Here is a 22,827-nt window from a genome sequence, read left to right on the forward strand (position 1 = left end):
CTCGCCGGCGAACGCCGGAAAGTGAATCCCGCCCCGCGCGTCGATGTGGACGTGGGAGCCAGGAGTCTCATTCGTCGCGGCTGTTCTCTCTACAGCGCGATCGTTTCAATCCGCTCGATTTCTTCCGGAGAGAGGGTGAACTGGTCCGCTTGGAGATCTTCCTTCATATGTTGCGGATCCGTGGTGCCGGTCAGCGGGAGCATGCCGATCTGCATGGCAAACCGAAAGATGACCTGGGCGACGCCGGTCCCATGCCGTGAGGCGATGGCGCGAATGTCCGGATCAGCAAACACTCCCCGGTTGGCGGTCAAGAGGGAAAAGCCTTGATAGATGAGGCCGTGGGGCCGGCAAATCTCCCGCACCTCTTTATCCCATCCGAGCGCGGCGTAACAGCGGTTTTGCACCACCATGGGTTTAACAGCCGCGCGCTCACACAGCAGAGAGAGTTGCTCGGCCGTCACATTGCTGATGCCGATCATTCGGGTTTTCCCTCCCCGATAGAGTCCTTCAATGGCTGCCCACACTTCCCAATCCGCTTGGCTCAAGCCCCGCCGAGAATACGGCCCATGGAGGACATAGGAATCGAGATAGTCGGTGTGGAGATGGGCCAGCGAGCCTTCGAAAGACTGCTTGACCTGGGTGGTCAAATCGGCCGTGGGATCGTACGGGATCCGGTGGTCGTGGCCGTTCAGGGGCGTGAACTTCGTCTGAAGAAACAGGCTCTCTCGCGGGATGCCTTCGGCCGCAAGCAGCCGCAGCGCCTCTCCCACCCGAGGTTCATCGTAATGTTGCGGCTGATTGGCCGTGTCGATCGCGCGGAACCCGGCCAGTACGGCTTGTTGGACCAAAGACGTGGTCGCCTCCCTTTTCCACGCCGTGCCGTACATGAACGAGGGAATCGACACCTGGTTATAGGCGGTCAAGGTCATGTGAAGTCCTTTCCATTCATCGGTTTTCCTCTCAGGGCTTTCACCCGGGCCCGTTTGGCTTTGTCCTCCAGGCGCCGGCGCCGCGATCCTTTGGTGGGCTTGGTCAGTTTCCGCATCAGCCGGAACGAGGCTCGTCACCCAGCGAGATTCTAGTCCAGGATAAAGAACGGAACAACCGGGTCTTCGATAAAAGGGGTCGGATAAAAGGGGTCGGGAGTCTTTGCAAGGCCACGGCTTGATTAATATAAAGACTCCCGACCCCTCTCTCTTCGCCGAACTTCTCCATGAAGGTTCGTCGGCTACCGACCCGGTGGGGTCTGCCGGGATGAAGGTTGACAGAATTTCTGCCTGATCATATGATAAATCAACTGCCGTGATGGATGCACGATCATGGCCATACCACACCGCTGACCGAGGAGGCCGATGAGGAAACAGAACGGAATACCTCGCCTGGTTCGTGAGTTGCGGAATCGCCTCGGGCTCAGCCAGGAGAAGTTCGCGGCCAGGCTGGGCGTGACCTCTCCTACCATCAACCGATGGGAGAACGCCCGGGCGAAACCGTCACCGCTGGCGGTTGCTCGGATACGCGAGATCGCCGTGGGCCTGGGGCAAGACGGCGCTAGGCTGCTGGAGCGCTACTTCCCGGAAGAAACGTAGGAGATCGCCCGTGCGCGAGATCAACGAAGACGAAGCCGAGCTCTTGATCGAAGCCCACCTCCGGGAGCGTGGCTGGAACGTCACCGACTTCACGGTCACCCGCAAGCGCTGGCGCGATCACCTGGACGGCGAGGAAGCCGACCGCGTCTTCCTGCACAACGGTCGCCTCGTTGCCATCCTTGAGGCGAAGAAACCGGGGAAGGACCTCTGGGCCGCCCTGGACCAGGCCAAGGGCTATGCGCGGGCCTACAAGCGCAACACCGGCCACGACGTCCCGCTCCTCTTCGCGAGCGACGGGAAGGTCTTCCTTCGGCAGAACCTGAAGGCCAACACGCTGCCGGAACGAATCTCGAACTTCCCGACACCCGCGGAATTCGGAGAGTTCTTCCGGCCGCAGGCGGTGGAACTCCATGGCGCCCTTCGGGACTATCAGCGGGTCGCCGTGTCGCAGGTGCTGGGTGCCGTCCAGGCGGGACGTCGGCGGATGTATCTCCAGATGGCTACTGGTACGGGCAAGACCATCACCGCCGCCGGTGTCATCGCCAAACTCTGGGCCGTGGGGCTCATCCGGAGAACGCTCTTCCTAGTGGACCGCGACGCCCTGGCGGTCCAGACGGTGAAGAAGTTCAAGACGCACCTGGGAGACAACTTCAGCATCGAGCGGGCCACGGGAGCGAACGAGGACAAGCACCGCGACGTCCTGGTGACCACCATCCAGCACATGGCAGTCCGCAACAAGTATCTCGCTTATGCCCCGGACCACTTCAACCTCGTGATCCTGGACGAATGCCATCGGTCCTACTTCGGGGACTGGTATGGCGTGCTCGATCATTTCGCCAAGGGCGGCGCGATCCTTCTGGGGTTGACCGCGACGCCAGCAGACAAGGAGACGGTTAACACGGACCGGTTCTTCACCGACCCAGGGCAGTACCGAGGGCCGATCTACCGATACACCATCCGCCAGGGCGAGACCAATCCTGAAGTGCCGGAGTGGGAGCGGCTGGCGGCGTGCATCCACCACAAGTTCCACACGAACGTGGACCTCGAAGGCGTCCACGACATGGGATTCGACTTTGAGCCCGATCAGCTTGGGCGCGCCGTGGACGTGCCGCAACGGAATCGACTCATCGCTGAGAAGTACTTTGAGATCCTTGGCACACGCCAACCTGTGAAGACCATTGTCTTCGCTGCCTCCATAGCTCACGCGAAAAACCTGCGCTATGCCCTCATTGAGAAGTACAACGAGCTGAACAGCCTCCCGCCGAACGATGCATCGGCGGAGAAGTTCATCGTCGCAGTCCACAACGAAATGGCGGCCGCAAGCACCTTGATTGAGGAATTCCAGAAGGTCACGGGTCCCGAAGAGCGGAAGAGCATCATTGATCAAGCACACAAAGACCCCAACATGGACCCGCGCCCGATTGTCCTCGTGGGTGTCGGAATGCTGGACACTGGGATCGACGCGCCGGACGTGGAGGTCCTGCTCATGGCGCGTCCCACAAAATCGAAAGTCCTCTACGTTCAAATGAAAGGGCGAGGCACCCGCAAGTGTCGGGAGACAGGCAAGGAGATCTATAAGCTCGTGGACTTTGTGGACATCACGAGGCTTGAGCCGGCCATCACGAACGACACGCCCGGCGTCGAGGATGAGCCGGTCGAGCAGGAAGAGGAGGAAATCATCGAGCGCGAGCGCGGCGAGGCCGGGGAGGCAGGCGAAGGCGGCGGTGCTGGGGGTGAAGAAGGCGGCAGCGAGCAGCAGATGGTCATCGCCGATGTCCCAGTTCACCTGGTCTTCTCGGAGACGATCTCCCCGGCCGTCCTAGAGGAGCTTCGCCGCCAGGTCGAGGCCCAGCTGAAGGGAGGCATGGAGCGCGAAGGATTGAAGCAGCGGTTCGCGCAGACTATCCTTTGCTGGCGGTACTTCAAGGGGGCCACGGCGCCGGACCACTCATTCCTGGCGACGATGGGGTTCGACCTCTCCGCCCTTCGAGACCTCTATGGAGAGCCGGAAGCGACCCTGGAGGACTTCATCGCCGTAGCCACAGGCGAGGCCGACTTCGATACGCTCCAACGAAGGAGGGAGTTTGACAAGTGGGCGCTCGGGAAGAGCCTTGGCCGCGAGCAACGGGAAATGGTCCTGATGGTCTGCGACTTCAAGCGTGCCAACCCCGATATCGTACCTGAGCAGATCATCCGCAGCCAGTGGCTCGACCAGGCCGGAGGGATCATGCGCGTCAAAAGACTCTTCGGCAGCCTCGACAAGCTGATGACCCTGGCGGAGGAGGCCCTGCTGCTTTCTGCGGGTACACCCGCCGACTCGGAGGAAAAGCATGCCTCGAACCCCTGACTTCAATCAGTTCGGCGAAGAGCTTTGGGAGATCGCCAACGTCTTCCGGGACGATGCCCTCCATGCCACGGAACGCCTGGAGACGTTCAGCCTTTTCCTGTTCTTGAAGCTCTGGGATGAACTCGAGACCGAGCACGAGGAGGCGACGGGCAAGAAGCAGCCTGACAACAAACAGCTGATCCCCGAGGTCTATCGCTTTCACAACTGGGCCGCCGACCCCGATGCCTACGCGAAGGAGAAAGGTTTTGAGGACTCCGTGGATTTCTGTCGCAAGATGTTCGCAGAGCTGGCAACCCGCCACTCCTCTCACCCCACGGCGCGCGACGTGCGACGGCTGTTCAAGGACTCTCGTCTCTTACTGCGGTACTCGACGACCATCCGGCAGCTCACCTCGCGCCTCAGGGACCTGAATCTCCAAGAGATCATGTCCCGCGGCCTCGGAGAGGGTGAGCGGTACGACATCTTCGGAAGGGCCTACGAGTACCTGCTCCAGCAGTTCGGGCAGAACAAGGAGTTCGCGGAGTACTTCACGCCACGGCACATCGTCGACCGGATGGTTCAGATCGTGGACCCCGAGATCGGCGAGACCGTTTACGACCCGGCATGTGGTACGGGCGGGTTCATCGTGCGTGCGTTCGAACTCGTTCGGGACAAGATCGAGCGGAAACGAATCTCCTTTACGGACAAGGAACGCCTGATCCGGGATCTGAAAGAGAAGCACCTCATCGGCGTGGAGCATGTCCCCCTGGTGTTCAAACTGGCCTTGATGAACATGATCCTGCACAAGGATGGCTCCAGCCTGCTCCAAAACGACGACAGCCTATCGAACAAGGCCCAGGACCTCCACAAAAACAAGTACGACGTCATTCTGGCGAATCCACCTTTCGGCCCGACCAAGCAGGAGCGGCTCGCCCAGTTCGAATACCACATCAAGCTGTACGAGGCGCTCTTCATCCAGCACATGATGAGCGCCCTGCGGCCGGGCGGGCGCGCGGCGGTCGTGCTGAAGGAAGGCCTCCTCTTCGATTCGAAGAAGATGCTCCGCAGGATTTGCCGCAAGCTGGTGGAGCAGTTCGAGGTCCTCGCAGTCATCAGCCTGCCGAACGGCGTCTTCAACCCCTACAGCGGCGCCAAGACCAGCGTCGTCGTCTTCCGCAAGCCCCTTGGCAAGGACGACGTCCGCACGTCGAAGGCCTGGTTCTATCGGGTCGACAGCGACGGCCGCGATCTGGGAGCCACTCGCAGGCCGCTGCCGGACTTCGAGACGGACGGCGACCTCGATCATATGGTCTCCCTCTGGCCGTACACCTGGCGCCACGAAAAGGGCGGTGGGGTTCGGGCGATCTTGAAGTCCGACCGCCTGAAGGACTTCGAGAGTGAGAAGTCCTGGTGGGCGCACATCGAGGACATCCGTAAGACCGACTACAACCTCACGGCCGGCCGTTACTGCCCGCATCAGGCGCAGGCCGTCCAACACGAGAAGCCGGAGGTCCTCATCAACCGCCTCCTGGACCTCGAGGAGGAGATCAAGACGGACCTCCAGGACCTCTTGACGCTCGTGACGGTGCCGACGTCGGTTGAGGGTCTTAAGAGATCGGTCCGCTTTGAGAAGCAGCCCGGGGAGTGACATGGCCACGGCAACGCAGCGAATCCGAGAACATGTCGGGAATCCCAGGGCCCATGTCTGGGCGTTCTGCTTCACGTCCATAGCCCGGGAGCGAGCCAGGCAGTCCGATCCTGCCTCCGCATCCAAGAGCAACCACCAGCGCCTTGGCGATGCGTGGAAAAGCTACCTGATGCCGCTCTGGCGTTTCCGGTCTAGGCTAGCTCTTCCAGGGACGACGTGGCTTCTCTGTGAGGACGGCGTGGCTAGATACCTCAAGGCGGGCGACACACTGCGGCTCCTCGATCAGGCCAAGAACGTCCTCGGGTGGGAGGATGGCAGATGAAGCTGACGTCCAATCTTAAGGTGCGGGGGTGGAGAAAGGATGCGTTGGGACGCTACATCCAGCTTTCCAACGGCAAAGGAATTACAGCGAAGCAGATGGGACCCGACAAACTGATCCCAGTGTATGGATCTAGCAGCATAATAGGTTACGCGGATGAACCGCTCATTTTCTCGGACACCATTGTGATTGGTCGCGTCGGCGCCTGTGGGTCAGTTCAAGTCGCTAAGGCGCCGTGCTGGGTAAGCGACAATGCGATGTATGTCAGCAACTTGCGACGTGAAATCGACTTCGAGTTCCTGTTCTATCTGCTCGATTACCTGCAGTTGGGGCGTCTCGCTAGTCGCACAATGCAACCTAGCCTTCCGCAGGGTCCAATCTTGGAGCACGAATTCCTGCTTCCTCCCCTCCCAGTCCAGGAGCGGATCGTCCAGATCCTCCAGAAGGCGGATGAGATTCGCCGCAAACGACGGGAGGCGCTTGAACTCGCGGACAAGATTCTGCCAGCCATTTATAAAGAGGCATTCGGCGATCCAATAGGTCAAAATTCGACGTTTCCCAAGGCGCGGCTCGGGGATTGCGCCGATATCAGACGTGGCATTTCTAAAAGGCCCACGCCGAAGGGAACTGTGCCGATTGTTCGCATAAAGAACCTCACTCTCTCGGGCCTTGACCTTTCATGTTTCGAAAGGGTAGAGGCAAACGAACAAGAAGTCGCACGAGCACAACTCGCTGAAGGGGACATTGTTTTCTCCCCGTTGAACGGTAGTATCCATCACCTTGCCAAATCCGATGTCTTCCACGCGCCAGTCGGGGGCAATATTTGGGTTTTGGATTCAAACCTATGTGCATTTAGAGCTAGGCCGGAGATTATACGTCCCACGTTCCTGGCCACCTGGCTTTCGCTTCCCGAGGTTCTGGGCCATCTTCGAACGAAGTTGGCAGTTCGCACCAGTGGAGGCCAGTGGTTACTGAAGAACACGACGCTAGCCTCCATTGAGATTCCACTGCCTTCGCTGTCTCAACAAGATTATTTCGTCACACAAGCGCAGCAGCTACTTCAGGCTAAAAGAGGCTTGGCAAGGGCTTCCAGCGACTCGACTGCTGCGTTTTCGAGCCTGCTTTCTCGCGCCTTCACCGGAGAGCTGACCGCCGAATGGGAAGCAGCCAACGCGGAGTGGATTGCCGCCCAGCAGGCGCTCCATGAGCGCGTGCCGCGGCTAGTGGTTCTCGCCCTGCTCTCGGAGAAGGTGAAACGTACGACTCGGACAGCGGCCCAAGTCCTGGTGACGGCACTCATGAAGTACGCCTTCCTCCTGCAGATGGAGGGCAACGGCGGGCGCAGGAGGATCTACCACTTCGTGCCCTACCACTACGGTCCCTTCGCCAAGGAACTCTACACCGACCTCCAGTCGCTCCAGGAAGAGGGCCTGGTGCGCGTGGATGACGACTCGGAAGAGGACAAGACCAAGATCACGCTGGTCGATCGGGCCAAGGCCGACGAGGCGCTCGCCGCGCTGCCGGATGACCTGCAGGAGGACGCGGCGACGATCATCGAGATCTACGGCGACCTCGATCACAACGCTCTGCTGAAGACCGTCTACGAGAAATATCCCGCCTACGCCAAGAAGAGCCGCCTCCGGCGAGGGCAAGGACGACAATCCCCGAGCTAACTTTGGATGACCACTCACCTGTCCGTGAGATTGGCTTGGCACGACAGAGGCTGGGACGGCCGCGTTTGCGACGCGCCCCACCTCAACGCCCATTGTATCGTCCACCAGCATATCCGCGACTCAAGAGATGACGACAAGGAGCGCAAGGCCGCCGGCGTGCCTCTCGCGGAGCTGGACGGCTGGCTCCCGCCCTGCTCTCGCGATCCGGCCGCCTACGCGGACCGCGGCTTTGTAATCGTTCACCGGGACCCGCTTGAGTTCAGGCAGCTACCGCCTGTTTCGGAGGAGATTCCTCCGTATTCGTCGTGCCCGGCCCCGTACCGCTGGATGCGCGAGGAGTTCTTTCAGGAGGTCTGCGAGGCTGAAGACCTGAGCATTCGGGGCCCCGACCAGTCTCGGAGCAACGGGTGGGTCTTCGAGCCGGATCGGCAGCGGGAACTTCTCAAGCGGTTCTGGGGGAAGTTGGAGGCCGGCCGATCCCTCGTCTTCTACTACTGCAACCATGGGAACCCTCTCGACGAGAACACGCCTCGCGTCATCGTCGGGGTGGGGCGGATCGCCGACGTTGGTCAGCAGCTCTACTTCGGCACGACGCCGAAGTACCAAGACCAATATCCGGTCTGGTCGCGGCGCATCAGCCAAGCCTACGCCAGCCAGGGTGTCCGCATTCCGTATCAGGAGTACTTGCGCGGAGGGCACTCCACGGACGACATCGTCTGTCGAGTGCCCCGGAGCGCACTACTCCCCTTCTCCTACGGCGCGGAGCATGTCTCCGACGATGTCGCCGTCGCCATCCTGGAACGCATCATCCAGTGCGTGGAGCGGGTAAGGGCAGACGGTCACGTCTCGGGCGGTTGAGGAGAAGATAAAAGGGGTCGGGAGTCTTTGCAAAGCGGCGGCTTGATAAAGACTCCCGACCCCTTTCTCTTCGATCCTTTCTCTTCGATGTGGAAATTAAATAGGCGTATCCTCCCCGCAGCTTCAAACCATCGGCCCTGGCAGGGGCCGGCACAAGGAGGAATACGCCTATGGGCAGGGAGTCTACCAGATCGGAGCAGCTGAGAAAAGCCAAAGCGGAGCGACTGATGCAGGCGCTGAGTGAGCCGGATCCGCTGACCGTCGCGCTGCGCGGGAAGATCCGGGAATGCCTCGAAACGTTGGTGACCACCGAACTGACCGAGGCGCTGGCGGCGGTCCGGTAGGCCCGCGGGCCGAGTCGCCAGGGGTCTCGCTATGGGTGGATTCAGCGGACGCTGACCACCGGGCTGGGGCCGACGGCCGTAACCCTGCCGCGGGCGCGCCTGCACCAGGGGCCTAAGACGATCGAATGGCGCAGCCGGCTGATCCCCCGGTATGAGCGGCGGGCGGCCGCGGTCGATGCGGCGATGCTCGGCTGCGCCTGCAGCGGGGCGAATGGCCGGCGGATCCAAGGGGCCCTGGGGCCGTTGCTGCGGGGCGCACCGCTGTCGAAGAGTGCGGTCTCCCAGCTTGTGGGCCAGGTGACCGCGCTGGATGCACACGGGCATCGCCGCGACCTGAAGGCGGAGCGGGTCGTGATCCTGTCCCTGGATGCCATTGCCGTGCGAGTCCGGCTGGATCGCCAGGTGGGCTCGGTCCCGGTGCTGGTCGCGCTGGGCGTCCGCGCCGACGGGCAGAAAGTCGTGCGGGATCTGGAGATGCTGACCAGCGAGTCCACGACGGCCTGGAGCGGGTTCGTGGAGAGCCTGATCGCCCGGGGGCTGTCTCGGCCGCACCTGTGTGTGATCGATGGCAGCCCTGGGCTGCGCGCCGCCGTGGAGACCAGCTGGCCCGGGATCGCCGTGCAGCGGTGCGTCGTGCATAAGCTGCGGAATCTGGAACGCCATGCGCCCCGCCACGCCCGGGAGGAGCTCACGGCGGACTCTCACCGGATCACGGAAGCCGAGTCCGGTGCGCTGGCGCGGCAGGCCTCCCACGCCGTTGTGGCCAAGTGGGAGAAACGCCTGCCCAAGGTGACCGCCAGCTTGCGGGAGGCGGGCGAGGAATGGCTCACGTTCGATCGCCTCCCGGCCAGTCAGTGGAAGTGTGGGCGCAGCACCAACGCCAGTAGCGGCTGAATGAAGCATTCCGCCGCCGGGTCAAGACGCAAGGGGCGCTGCCGACGGCCCAGACGACCGAGCTGCTCGTCTACGGCCTGTTGCTCACGGGACAACTTCGGATGCGGCGCATCGATGGGTGGCGCGAGATCGCAGCGATCCCGGCCGCCGTGGGAACACCGACGGCTGCCTAAGGGGGGATACTGGAGGTCAGGTCGGATGCCGATCGCCTCGGAGAAGCCACATGTTGAGGTCATTGTTCACGTCACATGCGGGGAGAAGCCAATTTCTACAGGAATCGGGACACAACCCAATCAACATAAGACTGATGGAAAGCCTTCGCGACAACAGTGTTCGGCGACAAATCCCCTACAGGAAAACTGGTTTGGTTAAATACGACGAGGTTTATCCGAGAGTGAGCTAGCCCATCATCAACGACAGCGACCGCGTGCTGGCGAAGCACTACGGCTTCACGGACGAGGAACTCGACTTCATCATCAACTACGACACCTGCCTGCCGGCAGGCAGGTCAAGTACCGCATGGGCCAGGATGCGGGGGAAGAAGTATGAAAGCTGGGATGCCAGAACAGGTGTTGCAATCCAGGCTGAACCCTGGGAACATGATGGGAGCGATCTGGGAAGAGAGGAGGCGACCGTGAATTATCAACAGTTCATCGTGCGCGATCCGAAAGTCTGTGGCGGGGAGCCGGTAATCAAAGGCACACGGGTGACCGTGCGGACGGTCTTGGCGAGCCTCGCAGAGGGCGCCAAGGTCGAGGAAATCCTTGAAGACTTTCCGACGCTCAAGGAAGAGGATGTCCGCGCTGTGATCGCCTTCGCTGCCGCATCCGCCGAGGAAGACCTGCCGGTCCAGAGCGTGCCGGACATCCAGTGAGGATCAAGCTAGACGAAAATCTTCCCCTCAGGCTCGTTCGCATTCTGGCCGAACTTGGCCATGAGACCGATACCGTTCCGCAGGAAGGCTTGGCCGGCCAGGATGACGCTCACGTCTGGCAAGCGGCACAAACGGTCGGTCGCTTTTTCATCACGCAGGATTTGGACTTTTCGGACGTGCGCCGATTTGCGCCAGGCACCCACCACGGCCTTCTACTTGTGCGCTTACGGGATCCCGGCCGCAATGCGCTCGTGAGTCGGGTTCGAAGCCTCTTTCAAACAGAAAACGTTGAGGCATGGAAGGGATGCTTTGTCGTGGCGACCGAACACAAGGTTCGGGTCCGGTCGCCCAAGCAACAGAACGATCCGAACAAAGGCTAGCCCATCATCAACGACATCGACCGCGTGCTGGCGAAGCACTACGGCTTCACGGACGAGGAACTCGACTTCATCATTCACCGCGGCATCAATTGCTAAATGGGCCAGGATACAGGCGAGGGTGAGGAGTGAACCGGTCGGATGTTGCCGCGTTGCACTATATAGCGCCCATTGAAAACGTTCCGTCGATTATGGAGCATGGCATCTTGTCAAACCGCCGCGCTGCCAGGTTACCGCACAGGTCTGTTGCTTTGGAAGAAATCCAGGAAAGGCGGCGCGATAGGCAAATCCCGAATGTGCGTCTGTTACACGAATATGTCAACTTGTACTTCGATGCCCCAACCCGATGTTGAGCAAATGCCGAGCCCACAATGACATCATCTGCGTTCTGCGGGCGGGGTCCTGCTGTCATTGACATGCCGGGCGTTATTGTGACAGCGCAGCTCGGTAATCGCTACAGTGCCCAAACGCAGGCAAAAGCTGGCTAGCCCCCATGCGAGGCATACTCGACCAACGCACGCTAGAAACGCTGCTCACGCCCAGCGAGCTCAGCGCGGTCGCGGAGACGCTCCGCGCGGGGAGCTGGTGGGGACTCCCGGTGCCAGGCGATCCGGCCTGGGCGCTCACCGTGGACGAGGGACCGTGCGATCGGTTGCTGGCGCTGGGCATCCACTATTTCACCAGCCGGTATCCGGCTGCGGAGCCGGCCCTCTATGCGATTGCCGCGCAAGTGCTGCACGAGCTGGCGACCGGCTGGGCAGCGGGCTATCCCGTCGAATCGGATCCCCGCTATCAGCGGGCGTGGGCCTGGCTGTTCGCGCTGGCTGGTGGGTATCCCGCGCCGCCAGAGGCGGAAGGAAGGATCGCGTTCACGCTGCCGCTGCATCCAGAGACGCACGAGCCTGATGTGCCTGGTGGCTCCGTCGCGTTCACCCGCTGCGCCGTGGAAGTCCTGGGCCGGCTCCTCTTCGAGAGCGAGGCCTCGGCGCAGGGCCTGGCGGAGGAGTATCTCGCTGAGCATGCGGCGAACCCGTTAGCAGTGCGGGCGGCCACGATCTTTCGCCAGGTGCAGCGCTGGCCAGCTCAGAACGCGAGTGCGGCATCCGTGCGCTGTTTCGACTGTGGCGCGGGGAAGCTGGACCACTGGTACACGAGCGCGCGCGGCGGCTACCATCTCAGTCCCGCGTGTTTCGAGGCCCGGGCAGCCAAGGGCCGGGCACGGCTCGCAGACACGGCCGGCCCAGGGGACGGCGACACGGCACCGGCCTAGACGGAGCCACACGGCCTGCGAGACTGACAGCGGGGCGGCTCGTCGCTGTTCCGCCGAGGGACACAAGCCGCACCTGCCCAGTCTGCGGGCGGGTGTCGGCAGACAACCGGCCCACCCAGGCCCGGTTTGTCTGTGTGTCCTGCGGCGTGGAAGCGCACGCCGACCTGGTTGGTGCCATCAACATCCTCTCCCGCAGGAGGCACAAAGTGCGGGACGAAGGGCAGGACACGTTGCACGCTTGCAGCGGGATGGCGCAAGCCGTCAGCCCGGATGGCCTGTGGATCGAACCTCAGGGGAGGTCGGAAGCAGGAACCCGCCGAAGCGACTCAGGCGTCGCCGGATGCGGCCCCTGAGCGCCGTAGGAATCCCCGTCCTTCAGGGCGGGGAGGATGTCAAAGCTAACAACTCGCTCCAGCCGCGCCGCCGTCGGCGGCGCGGCTGAACTCAGTGCGGCTATGCAGCGCCTGAACCGCATTCGGCCTGACCAAGGGCCGCCAGTTGCCGGGCTTTGCGTTCCAGGTGACCTGTACTGGGTGCTGCGGGACCCAGCCCCGCTTGCCGGAATGAGACTCCCTGGTCCGACTTGGCCCTGGCAAGCCATTCATAAGAGTGGCTTCTCCGATCTAGTCTCCCTGCATCCGTACAGCCTCGATCCAGCACCGCTGACAGTGATCTTTAGGGCTCAGCTTGAAGACCTGGTACACGGTGGCCCGCCGGGCTGTCCAGATCGGGAACTGAGACTCATCCGAGAGGCGGTGCGTGCCACAATCCAATCGCTTCACAAAAAGCGCGGGGTTGTTGTCCATTGCCACGGCGGCCGGGGGCGCACTGGCACGGTTCTCGGCTGCGTCCTGCGTGAACTCGATTATGACGGCGAGGACGTGGTCTCGTATCTGAACGAAATTCACATAGCGCGAGGCAAGTCGGGGTGGCCTGAATCCACGTGGCAGGGTGATGTTGTTCGTCGGTGGCCCGAGGTCTAGCCTCACATTCGATCGGACGACTAGCGCTTTCGCATAGTGCCCGAAGCTATCAACGGGCGAGCGCATGTCACGGAGATGTCGTTCGCAGGTCGCCATACTAGCCATGTGGAAAGTTTGGAGAAGTAAAGAACCAGCCTTCGACATGAGGGACTGCGAAGATTCGTCCGACGTTGTTAACGGTAGATCTCGTTGACGACAGCAAAGGGCTGAGCGTGCGCCCGAGGAATGGGCGACCGAGCCCGCAGGGGAGAGAAGGGACCATCCTCTCGACTTGGTGGGGAGGAGAGGACCGGAACGGTCCGGGGCACGTTCTCCTCGCTGTTGACCGAGGCCCTCTTCATGGGAGGAGTCATGACCGATCATGACGTCAGGGGCTGGCTAGAGGCGGTGATCGTTGCCGCTCAAGATGCGAGATGGTGTACCAAGCCATACTGCACGACGTGCGGGGGCTTGGAATTTCGACGGGCCTTCTGGACTGCGGCAGCTCATCAGGCAGGAGTGGCTCGCGCCCGGCTCAATTCGGCTGGCGACCCCCGTGGTTTGCTTGAAAGCTTGTCCGCCGACGAACGCGAGGCGACGGTCCGAGCCCTGGTTGCCGGTTTGCGTCACTTGCCGCCGGAGTGGTGTAGCACCGATGCGTTCCGCACGATCATCCTTGATCTGGATCCACCGTTGCTGAGGCATGGGGTTCCGGTGGATCTCGCCACCGAGCTCTCTGGTAGTCCGGCCGGCGAGCAGTTGGCACACATGGAGGCTCGTGAGCGAGCAAGACACGCAGAGCGGGAGCGGCGTCAGACCTATGAGAGTCCCCAGGCCGTCGAAGAGCGAAGGCGCCTGAAGCGAGAGGAAAAAGCACGGGCACATGCCATCCGTCTAGCCCAAACGCGAAAAAGGAATGAGGAGCGTAGGGAAATGCTTGCGGTCCTTGCTTCCATGTCCGGAGCCGAACGCCTCTCGCGGTTTGCGACGGATTCGGCGGTGAACCTCGATTCCGTGCCTCCCGAGCTGATCCCGACACAGGAGAGTGAGGTTGCGAACCTGGGGGTCGCGGAGGCGGTGGCCCTCGTTGCTCGGATCGGTCGAAGAAAAGGTGCATGGGGCCGCCTGCGGCGGATGATTGAACACCGGCTGAAGGCGGAGTCTGAGGAACGCTCGTCGGATGGGTAGGAGGAGTGTCGGTGGAGGAATGGACACATATTATGTGGATCCCACACAAAGAGTCGTAGCCGATGGTCCGCCGGATGGTCCAGCGCTGAACCGGGGGCGGTTCGGCGGTCTCGTACCTCGCCGATGAATACAGTCCCGCTCAAACTTCGAGACGGACACCTCTTCCTCGAACTGAACGGTGAGTTCTGGCTTCTTGATACCGGAGCGCCAACCAGCTTTGGTGCCTCCGGCAGTCTTTCGCTGGCTGGCAAGCGGTTCAGCCTCGGTGCCACCTATCTCGGACTTACGGCTTCGACGCTTACGCGCTTCGTCGGCGTCCCGTGTGCCGGGCTTCTCGGCGCAGACGTGTTGGGGTGTTTTGATTATATCTTTGATGTCGCCGGCGGCACGCTCACCGTGTCGACGAACGAGTTGGCGCACAGCGGCCAGACCGTGCCGTTGTCCGAGTGGATGGGGATCCCGATCCTCACGGCGCGGATTACCGGTCGTGAGTATCGGATGTTCTTCGATACCGGCGCGCAGATTTCGTACTGGCAGGATGACGCGCTAGCGGCCTTTCCTGCCGCTGGCCGCGTCACCGATTTCTACCCTGGCATTGGCCAGTTCCAGACCGAGACCTATCAGGTGGAGATTGCGCTCGGAGGCGTCGTGTTGACGCTTCGCTGCGGTCGGTTGCCCGGCTTGCTTGGCGGGACCTTGATGATGGCCGACACCCAGGGCATCGTCGGCAACGAGATCCTCTGTGGTCGTCCCGTGGGCTACTTTCCGCGCCGCCACGCGCTAGTCTTCTGAGCATCGCGGGAATACCGAGACGGGGTTCGATGCCCCTGCGGTCGAGCGGGGTGAGAGGCAGTCGCTCAAGATCGGGCAGAAGGTCGTTGCCATCGGTGCCCCGCAAAGTCCCAAGCTCACGGTATCGAAAGGTGTTATCTCGGGTTTGCGCGACGTGCCTGGCGGGCGCGTGTTGCAAATCAGTGCGCCGCTCTCGCCGGGCTCCAGTGGCGATGAGCTCTTTGATGAGCGAGGCCGGCTGATCGGGCTGTCGACCTCCTTCCTCAGCGGCCGACAGCAGTTGAATTTCGCGGTACCGGTTGAGTGGGTCGCCGCGCTCTCACAACGGAGCACGACGACCAAGCTAGCCGCCCAGCACGCGGTCATGTGGTGTATGACAGCGGGTGTCTGAACGGATGCAGTGGTACATGACAGCTCTTGAGCTGGAGCGCAAGCAGGACTGGCCAGGCCTGCTGGAACATGTGCTGGCCTGGGGTCGGATAAAAGGGGTCGGGAGTCTTTGCACAACGGCGTCTGAATCATAGAAGGACAACGCCATGTTGCTGGAGCAGGCGATTCAAGCCCTGCCGGACACGCTGCGGGAGGTTCTGGTGCTGCGGGAGGTCGAAGGGTTGGAATGCAAGGAGATCTGCACAAGAGTGAAAAGCTCATGGCAAAGAGCTTTGAGCTCTTCGCTGTTCGCTACAGCTATTTGACAGTCAGAACGTATACACCAGCAGCGCGTTGGTCTGGAAGCGAACATACACGGTGGCGATCTGAGTGAAGTCCGCCAGCACTTTGAACAGGAACCGCTGCGGGAGCTTCATCGTGTATGAGGCGTGCGCGTCGCCGCCGACCCGAAAGACCGGGGACTTCACGGCCTCGTCGATGTATTGGATCGCCGGGCCGGCCGCCATATAGAGTTCGCCCTTGTTCTCGGTGATGTAGGTGGCCGCCAGACGCGGGATCTGGTTCACGAAGACGCTGGGGCTGAAATAGCCGCCCGGCAGCGGCTCGACCGCGCTGGGCCGGAAGCCGGACTGGTCCTCGGCGTAGTGGGTGAGGTAGAAGAGGTATTCCGCGTAGACGTCCCAGCGGTCGTCCTGCCAGAACGGCACCGCGATCTTGGCGTCGAGCCCCACCTGGCCGTTGTTGTCGAGGTTTTCGGCCGAGACCCAGCCCACGAACGGCGTCACATCAACCCGCGCCTGGCCGGTTTCGAAGGTGAGGTCCGTGTAAAAGAGTGTCGAACGGGCGAGACCGAGGATGGGACCGGTCTTGCGCGATCCCACCAGGGCGGCGAACGAGTCGTAGCGGTATTCGCGCTTCACGCCCGGCCGGACCGTGAACGCCGCGGCCTCGTGCGTGAACTCGAATTTGTAGGCCAGCCCGTCGCCTCTGGTCACCCCGTGATACTCCAGGAGGGCGTCCAGGCGGTTCGTCGGGTTGAACCGAAGCTGGTTCCCGAGCGACAGATACCCGCCCGACCGGTTCTCCGATGAATCCCAGAAGTGCTCGGCCCCCACTTCCAGCGTGCTCGTGGTGAACGGCGTCAAGTCCATCTTCCCGCGTGAACCGAGGCGGAGCCCGTACAGTTCGAAGGGCCGTTCAGGCTGGACGAGGACGCCCGCCGAGGCTTCCACCGTCGGCTCCCGGCCTTTCATCATCTCGCGGCGCAGCACGGTCATGTCGCCGGGTTCGCGCCGGGAATAGTCGCGGGCCAGGTTGCTGTAATAGAGCGCCTTGTCGTTGTCGCCCAGCCAGGCGTAGGCCTTCGCCAAGCCGCGGTGGGCCTCGACGTTGCGGGGCTCCTTCGCCAGCACCTTTTCATACTGGACGATGGCCTCCTGACTGGTCTCCTTGCGCTTCGCCAGATGGGCCGCGTACTTGAGGCGCATGCGCGGGTCATCCTTCCGTTTTAGCCCCATCCGGTAATACTTCATCATGTCTTTCTCGCGGTAGGCGTAGCGCGACCATTCGAGTGCCTGCGCCTGCTTGAACGCGATCTCCGGATCGTCCTCCCACTTGTCGAGATACCGGTCGAATTGCTCGATCGCTTTGTCCTTCAGGCCCTGCTTCTCATACGCAAGACCCAGGCTGCGCATCGCCTCCCGGTTGTCCGGATTTTTCTCCACCACTTTCTCGAACGCCTCGATCGCCGCCTTGTAGTTGCCGATCTCCATGTTCGCCCGCCCGCGGGACATGTACCAGGACTCGGTGAAGTCGGCGGCCCAGACGGTCGCGCTCCCGAAGACTGCGCACAGCAGGCCTGCGGCAGAAAGCATCTTTCTCAACCACATCATCGTCGTATCCTCATGAATGCGAATGCTGGACGGCGATCGCGAGCGCCGATTGCGGCTCAGGCTCTCGCGAGGTCTGCGCGTCGGCCTGCAAGCCGACACGGCGGAAAAGAATGAGGACGCGGCGCTGGTACACGGGCCGGAACGGCGCGTCGATGTGCGACGGGTTGACGAGTCGCCACGGTTCCTCCGAAAGAATCCGGCGGCCCAGACACCACACGCCGGCGCCGCGCGGGGACCAGTCGCGGACCAGCACCCGCCTCCGGTGCGATCCGATACGGACGTGCGCGAGCCGCCAGGTCTTGCGGCGAACGGTTTGACGGCGAGTCCGTCTGGCTGGTCGAAAGCCGAGCACGATCCCGCGAAAGAAATGCCAGGCCATGAGCAGATTACTCCGCACACGGTCTTCGTGTGCGTTCCGCCAGGTGTTCGGGTCGGCGAACAGATTCAAGATCAATGCCCGGCGGGTCTCCTGGTTCGCCGCCAGAATGGCGAGGCCGCATCGGTATCGGCGGCCGACCCGTTCGTGGTAGACGACCCGGCATCGGCACGTGACGGGGCGCCGGTCGTGCAGTGTGAGTTCGACATAGGGCGGGATCGGGTCACTCGACGGCGTGATGAATGAGATGCCGGCCAGGCTCAGGTCTGCGGTCTGCCCATGAACGCTAAAGGTATCTGCCTGCAGCGTGAACGGCACGGATTTTCTGATCCGCTCCTCCGCGCGCCGTTGCGGTTTCTCCCAGGCGATCAGGAGACCGGCCAGCAGGAACAGCAGGTTCAGCGAAGCCCAACTCAGGTTGAAGAAATAGGCATCCTTTTCGATGCCGAAATAGAAGAACTCGGCCAAGCCCTTGCCGATGGCGATGACCGTCATGACGGTGGCGAGGAGGAGGCCTTTTGACGACCCCCAGTCGAAGGCCCGCCGGTCCGACGTGAGGCCCTTCGGCGTGACCTTGAAGCCAAGCCGTCTGGGGAGCAGCAGGTCGAACATGGATCGAAAGAGAGGGAAGCTGACCGGCATCTCATAGAGCGACGCCCAAAGGAGCCGGGGCCAGCCGGGCAAGAGCGCATAAGACAGCAACGGCAGGATGACGAGAAACGGAAGCAGGTAGGCGACCAGGATCGAAACGTCCGAGAAAATCGGATGGAGATGGAACAGCAGGTAGTAGAGCGGCGTGATCCAGAAGACGACGCGCGCGGCGGGAAAGAAGAAGTAATAAAGGGAGGCGAAATAGCCCAGGCGCTGGCGCAGCGTCAATCCTCGGCAAAGGAGCGGGTTGTCCTTGAAAAAGATTTGCAGGCAGCCGAGCAGCCAGCGCCGCCGTTGGACGAGGTAGGAAGACAGGTTTTCCGCCGTCAGTCCGACGGCGAGATCCTTGTCCACGAACGCCGACCGCCACCCCTTGGCGTGGAGGTGTTGGCTGGTGTGAATGTCCTCGGTGATGCTCATCAGGTTGAAGCCGTTGATCTCGGCGATCGCGCTGCGCCGGAAGACCGCGCCGCTGCCGACGAAGAAGGCGCCGTTCCACGACGCGCGTCCGCCCTGAATGGCGTGGTTGAACAGATCCTGCTCGTTCGGAATCCGCGGCCCGGCGGAGAGCGCGCGCTGGTAAATGTCCTGATTGTAGAAGTGGTGGGGCGTCTGGACGAACGCCACCTTCGGGTCGGCGAAGAAGGGGACGGTCTCCTTGAGAAAGCTCGTGACCGGAATGTGGTCGGTATCGAACACGACCACCAGTTCGCCCAACGTGTGGGTCAACGCATGGTTCAGGTTGCCGGCCTTGGCATGCCGGCGAGGTCCCTTGAGATAAACCGCGCCGTAGTCGGCGGCCAGCTCGGCCACTTCCGGCCGGTGGCCGTCATCCAGGACGTAGAGGCGCTTGTTCGGATACTCGATCGCGCCGGCGCCGATGAGGGTCTTTTCGAGAATGTCGCACGACTCCGTGTAGATCGGAATGAAGATGTCCACGGACGGCGCGAAACCGGGCGGCGCCGGAGGAGGCGCGTGGCGCGGTTGTTTCCTCCCCAGTCCCACCTGCACCAGGAGCAGTACCACCGTCGAGAAGGCATAGAGTTCCGCTGCCCAGAGCGAGAGGCTGATGAACGGGCCGGCGGTCTCCACGAAGTTCAGCGTGTGGGTGAAACGCCACACGAGATAACGGCCGCACAGCGTCAAGCCGCAGACGAGAAACGCAAGCTTCAACAGCGGATGGTACCTGGCGACGAAGTAGAGGCCGATCGTCAGGAAGAACAGTTCCCAGGGGAAGTGGGCTGAGAAGCCTTTGAAGTCGAACGGCCGAAGAAAGCCGAGGAACTCGTCGTAGGTCCGTATGAGATGCAGCTCGAACGCCCGCCCGAACCAGAGCCAGTTGTGGAGATAGTAGGGCGTGTCTTTGCCGGCGAGGGCCTTGTCGTGCAGCGTTCCGAGCTTCGTTTCGCTCAGGACTCGAGCGAGATCGTGGCCTTCCTGAACGGCGAGGGCCTGGACGGTTGCGTAGAGCGGCAGCCCTTCGAAGGCGGAGCGGGGCTCGCCGGTCACGGTGTACTGGTCGAAAAATTTCTTGCGCGCCTGCCATTCTTTCCAAAAGAAGGCCAGCATGTGGCGGCGGAGATCGGCTTCCGCACGGCGGCCGAACCAATTCGCGTCCACCGCCATCCGCCAGAACAACGGCACCGCATCATAACTGAACTGGGCCGACGCGCCGGACTGCGGATGCTTCAGGAGCAGCTCACCGGTGCGCTTGTTGAGGTAGACGATCTCCGGCGGCAGCGGCAGGTTCTTCTCGAAGTAGAGCCACCTGAGGATCGCGTAGGAGCTCTCGATGAGCTGTCTCCACGGATGGCGCCGATCGAGGTTCGCGAAGACTTCGTACGCATAGGGTGCGAGATAGGCCATGTGGATCGTCGGATAGTCTTCCTGCGGCGCCCAGTTGCCGGCGGTCACGTAGGATCGTTGGCCGATCGTCAGGACTTCCGTCTTCCAGATCGCATCCAGAATCGCGAGGGCTTCTTGCTCGTAGGCCGGCTCGTCGAATCGCCGCGACGCCAGGATCAGCGCCAGCGCGATGTCGGTGTCGGCGTCCGTGGCGGAGTTGATCGAGAGGACCTTGCCTTTCCACTTCCAGGCAAAGAGTTTGTCGGGCCGGACCTGCAAGTTCTGTTTCGTCCATGTCCACACGCTGGAAAAAGTCTGGCGGTCGTTCGACCACACGGCCCGCAGCATCGCATAGCTTTGGCCTTCCGAGGTCGTGATCCCGTTCTCGTCCAAGCTGATGACGCGGCCGTTCAGGATGTACTTCTGCTTGTAGAAGCTCCACAGCGCGGAAAGTTCGTCCAACTGCCGGATGTACAGATCGCTGGACGAGCGCGGGACATCGGCCAGTCCCGCAGCCGGCACCGCGAGCGTGAGGAGCAGCGCAAGGCTGCCTTGAGCGACGGAGGCGCGCATGAGTCTCCAATACTGAGTCATAGTCGTAACCTGTGTAACAACCAGAAGCCGGCGTGATTAGCGGGGGTGGAGCGGCGGGAGGGAACGCAGCAAGAAGGAATGTGATCGGCCGGTCGCTGACATGCCGAGGATTAAAGCATATTCAGCGTGGAATCGGCAATGATGCTGAATTGCAGAGGCGCGTCCGCGGGGAGGAAAGAGACCGGGCACCTATTTTGATGGTCTTCTGAATCCTGTGTGGGCAACGGTGTAATCACGGACGCTGGCACAGAGGAGGGGCTGGGTCGGCCTGCGCAGCTCAGGCGCTCCGGCCCGACTGCACGAAGCGTCGCATCTGCTGGCCTGCGGAACTTGCTGGCTTCTGCGCCACGCGCAAACCCAGCTTCGAACAGTCCTCGGCCTGCGCTTCGCGCACCGCATCTGCTCGGCAAGTGCGGGACCCGAGCCTCCGCGCAATTCGCGACGCAGGCCGACCCAGCCCCTGGGTGGAACTGCGTGATCTCCGGAAGAACTCTTTTTTAGACTCATGCCTCCTTTGTTCCCTCTCGACCGTGGTCAGGCTGCATGTAGTCAATGACATACGTTGGCTGATTGCCGTAAAGGCTCAACTCCATGTAGGGGACTCCACGCTCGGTGTGGTAACACTCCAGAGACGCTCTGCTTCCTCTTCGGTGAGATCTTCCAAGCTGGCGAGCAGCCTTTCCGCCAGAGCGGCACGATCACGAACCTCTAAGCTCAGGGCCTCTTTTAAGACCTCGGCTAGGTCTGCCATGGCGACCTCCATTTCCATTAGTTCATTGACTCGTCTCCCCCTGAAGGCTGACGACCAAGCTCAGCCGCGTTGCGTGAGGCAGCGGCTGGAGCGCTTTGTCGGGCGAGATCTGGGGGCTGCCAGCCATTTCCTGAAAGACGACTGGCTCTCACCGGAAGGTTTGCCCGCCAGCAGACCTTCAACACTAACGTCCTCGTCTAGGTCCGCCCAATGCATTCCTTGCCCTTTGCCGATCAACCGCCAGTTCTTGCGCTCCGCAGGCGAAGCATGTAACAACCTCGGAAACCAGGCAAGAGGGACAGAGATGGTCCGTCCGTCGCTGAGATCAACAGTAAGGGTGTCTTCTGTTACCGTGACGCGTTCGGCCTTTGGGCCCTCGATTTCAACCGCGGAAATACTCATCCCAAGCCTTCAATAGTTTGGTGTGGCGCATGTTCAGGAGTTTCTGAATCCGGCTCATCTCTCGCCGGGAAAATCCGCCACTCCGCTGCAACCGGATCGGATCAAGCCAGAACTTTGCAACTTTATCCTCGCGCTCAACATGAACATGCGGCGGTTCATCGCGGTCGCCCGCGTAAAAAAGAAACGAGACAAAATAAGGGGTCAGACCCCCGCTCTAACTTTCTAACGCCGCACTTCCGCGCCAGCCGAGCGGAGCCAGGCCATCCGCTCAAAGTGCTGGTTATGTGTGACGCGGTCCAAACATGATGATGCACATACCCAATATCGCCACGCCTGAGCCGATAAGATCCCATGCTGTGGGCCGTACAGAATCCATCAGCCAGAGCCACAAGATGGCTGCGGCAACGTACACGCCGCCATAGGCAGCATAGACGCGGCCCGCAGCGGTGGGATGAAGCGACAATAGCCACGTGAACAGACAGAGGCTCAACGCGCCCGGCACCAGAAGCCAGGCGGACCCACCTTTCCTCAGCCAGAGGTACGGAAGATAACAGCCGACAATCTCCGCGACTGCGGTCAGGATAAACAAACCGAAGGTCTTCAAAAACTCACTCATGCCTAACGATGGATTATCTGGTTTTCCATATGTCACCGGACCGGTCCAGGGCAGTATAAGCCCTCGCCGGTGTCCTCGCAATGGCGGGACTGCGCAATCGAGCTTATGGAAAAGAAAAGGCAGCGGAGTCTTTTCGCGATCCTTCGCAGCCGAACCGCACGCGATTCTGTCAACAGGCAGCCGAGCTACTCATCCTCAA

20 protein-coding genes and 3 pseudogenes are annotated in these 22,827 nt (G+C 61.6%); 17 read left to right on the forward strand and 6 right to left on the reverse strand.

The window, feature by feature from the left end:
• Nucleotides 1–89: 89 nt before the first annotated feature.
• Nucleotides 90–929, reverse strand: coding sequence for an aldo/keto reductase (locus tag AB1555_06955; protein MEW6246433.1), 840 nt, complete (start codon nucleotides 927–929; stop codon nucleotides 90–92).
• 423 nt (nucleotides 930–1,352) lie between these two features.
• Here AB1555_06955 and AB1555_06960 point away from each other — a divergent pair, with 423 nt between their 5' ends.
• The 17 genes and pseudogenes from AB1555_06960 (at nucleotide 1,353) to AB1555_07040 (ending at nucleotide 15,806) form a co-directional block, all read left to right on the forward strand.
• Complete coding sequence (locus tag AB1555_06960) at nucleotides 1,353–1,586, forward strand: helix-turn-helix transcriptional regulator (GenBank protein ID MEW6246434.1); 234 nt, start codon at nucleotides 1,353–1,355, stop codon at nucleotides 1,584–1,586.
• A 10-nt stretch (nucleotides 1,587–1,596) separates the two neighbouring features.
• Complete coding sequence (locus AB1555_06965) at nucleotides 1,597–3,933, forward strand: DEAD/DEAH box helicase family protein (GenBank protein MEW6246435.1); 2,337 nt, start codon at nucleotides 1,597–1,599, stop codon at nucleotides 3,931–3,933.
• Entirely contained in the window at nucleotides 3,917–5,560 is a 1,644-nt protein-coding gene (locus AB1555_06970; protein ID MEW6246436.1) for a class I SAM-dependent DNA methyltransferase, read from the forward strand. The genes AB1555_06965 and AB1555_06970 overlap by 17 nt, the downstream gene beginning before the upstream one ends.
• 318 nt (nucleotides 5,561–5,878) lie before the next feature.
• Complete coding sequence (locus tag AB1555_06975) at nucleotides 5,879–7,552, forward strand: restriction endonuclease subunit S (GenBank protein ID MEW6246437.1); 1,674 nt, start codon at nucleotides 5,879–5,881, stop codon at nucleotides 7,550–7,552.
• A gap of 6 nt (nucleotides 7,553–7,558) precedes the next feature.
• Nucleotides 7,559–8,410: a hypothetical protein gene (locus tag AB1555_06980; protein ID MEW6246438.1), complete on the forward strand. Its 852-nt coding sequence runs from the start codon at nucleotides 7,559–7,561 to the stop codon at nucleotides 8,408–8,410.
• Nucleotides 8,411–8,580: 170 nt separating this feature from the next.
• The gene (locus AB1555_06985; protein MEW6246439.1) at nucleotides 8,581–8,754 is read left to right on the forward strand and encodes a hypothetical protein; all 174 of its coding nucleotides are present in this window, start codon (nucleotides 8,581–8,583) and stop codon (nucleotides 8,752–8,754) included.
• Nucleotides 8,755–8,769: 15 nt separating this feature from the next.
• Nucleotides 8,770–9,648, forward strand: a pseudogene (locus AB1555_06990) (transposase).
• Between the two features lie 427 nt (nucleotides 9,649–10,075).
• Nucleotides 10,076–10,522: a DUF433 domain-containing protein gene (locus tag AB1555_06995; GenBank protein ID MEW6246440.1), complete on the forward strand. Its 447-nt coding sequence runs from the start codon at nucleotides 10,076–10,078 to the stop codon at nucleotides 10,520–10,522.
• On the forward strand, nucleotides 10,519–10,902 hold the full coding sequence (locus AB1555_07000) for a DUF5615 family PIN-like protein (GenBank protein ID MEW6246441.1): 384 nt from the start codon (nucleotides 10,519–10,521) through the stop codon (nucleotides 10,900–10,902). Before AB1555_06995 ends, AB1555_07000 begins: the two co-directional genes overlap by 4 nt.
• A gap of 125 nt (nucleotides 10,903–11,027) precedes the next feature.
• Nucleotides 11,028–11,252, forward strand: a complete 225-nt coding sequence (locus tag AB1555_07005; protein ID MEW6246442.1) for a DarT ssDNA thymidine ADP-ribosyltransferase family protein — start codon at nucleotides 11,028–11,030, stop codon at nucleotides 11,250–11,252.
• 140 nt (nucleotides 11,253–11,392) lie between these two features.
• Complete coding sequence (locus tag AB1555_07010; GenBank protein MEW6246443.1) at nucleotides 11,393–12,169, forward strand: hypothetical protein; 777 nt, start codon at nucleotides 11,393–11,395, stop codon at nucleotides 12,167–12,169.
• A 32-nt stretch (nucleotides 12,170–12,201) separates the two neighbouring features.
• Nucleotides 12,202–12,522 (forward strand): annotated as a pseudogene (locus AB1555_07015) (zinc ribbon domain-containing protein).
• Nucleotides 12,523–12,732: 210 nt separating this feature from the next.
• Nucleotides 12,733–13,152, forward strand: a complete 420-nt coding sequence (locus tag AB1555_07020; GenBank protein MEW6246444.1) for a tyrosine-protein phosphatase — start codon at nucleotides 12,733–12,735, stop codon at nucleotides 13,150–13,152.
• A gap of 912 nt (nucleotides 13,153–14,064) precedes the next feature.
• Nucleotides 14,065–14,319 (forward strand): hypothetical protein, encoded by a 255-nt coding sequence (locus AB1555_07025; GenBank protein ID MEW6246445.1) that lies wholly within the window; start codon nucleotides 14,065–14,067, stop codon nucleotides 14,317–14,319.
• A gap of 123 nt (nucleotides 14,320–14,442) precedes the next feature.
• Complete coding sequence (locus AB1555_07030) at nucleotides 14,443–15,111, forward strand: hypothetical protein (GenBank protein ID MEW6246446.1); 669 nt, start codon at nucleotides 14,443–14,445, stop codon at nucleotides 15,109–15,111.
• 34 nt (nucleotides 15,112–15,145) lie between these two features.
• Nucleotides 15,146–15,502: pseudogene (locus tag AB1555_07035) on the forward strand (serine protease).
• Between the two features lie 145 nt (nucleotides 15,503–15,647).
• Nucleotides 15,648–15,806 (forward strand): sigma factor-like helix-turn-helix DNA-binding protein, encoded by a 159-nt coding sequence (locus AB1555_07040; protein MEW6246447.1) that lies wholly within the window; start codon nucleotides 15,648–15,650, stop codon nucleotides 15,804–15,806.
• Nucleotides 15,807–15,809: 3 nt separating this feature from the next.
• On the opposite strand, the gene AB1555_07045 is transcribed toward AB1555_07040, so the two are convergent.
• The 5 genes from AB1555_07045 to AB1555_07065 all read right to left on the reverse strand — a co-directional run bounded on the left by AB1555_07045 (nucleotide 15,810) and on the right by AB1555_07065 (nucleotide 22,628).
• Nucleotides 15,810–17,393, reverse strand: a complete 1,584-nt coding sequence (locus AB1555_07045) for a tetratricopeptide repeat protein (GenBank protein ID MEW6246448.1) — start codon at nucleotides 17,391–17,393, stop codon at nucleotides 15,810–15,812.
• Between the two features lie 10 nt (nucleotides 17,394–17,403).
• Nucleotides 17,404–20,838 carry a glycosyl hydrolase family 8 gene (locus tag AB1555_07050; GenBank protein ID MEW6246449.1) on the reverse strand — a complete coding sequence of 1,145 codons (3,435 nt, stop codon included), beginning with the start codon at nucleotides 20,836–20,838 and terminating at the stop codon, nucleotides 17,404–17,406.
• An 832-nt stretch (nucleotides 20,839–21,670) separates the two neighbouring features.
• A complete protein-coding gene (locus AB1555_07055; protein MEW6246450.1) occupies nucleotides 21,671–22,012 on the reverse strand; it encodes a DUF2442 domain-containing protein in 342 nt (113 codons plus the stop codon).
• A complete protein-coding gene (locus AB1555_07060) occupies nucleotides 21,993–22,217 on the reverse strand; it encodes a DUF4160 domain-containing protein (protein ID MEW6246451.1) in 225 nt (74 codons plus the stop codon). The genes AB1555_07055 and AB1555_07060 overlap by 20 nt, the downstream gene beginning before the upstream one ends.
• A 75-nt stretch (nucleotides 22,218–22,292) precedes the next feature.
• Complete coding sequence (locus tag AB1555_07065) at nucleotides 22,293–22,628, reverse strand: YnfA family protein (GenBank protein ID MEW6246452.1); 336 nt, start codon at nucleotides 22,626–22,628, stop codon at nucleotides 22,293–22,295.
• Between the last annotated feature and the right edge of the window lie 199 nt (nucleotides 22,629–22,827).

It is taken from the genome of Nitrospirota bacterium (genome assembly GCA_040755395.1).
Lineage (GTDB): Bacteria > Nitrospirota > Nitrospiria > Nitrospirales > Nitrospiraceae > DATLZU01.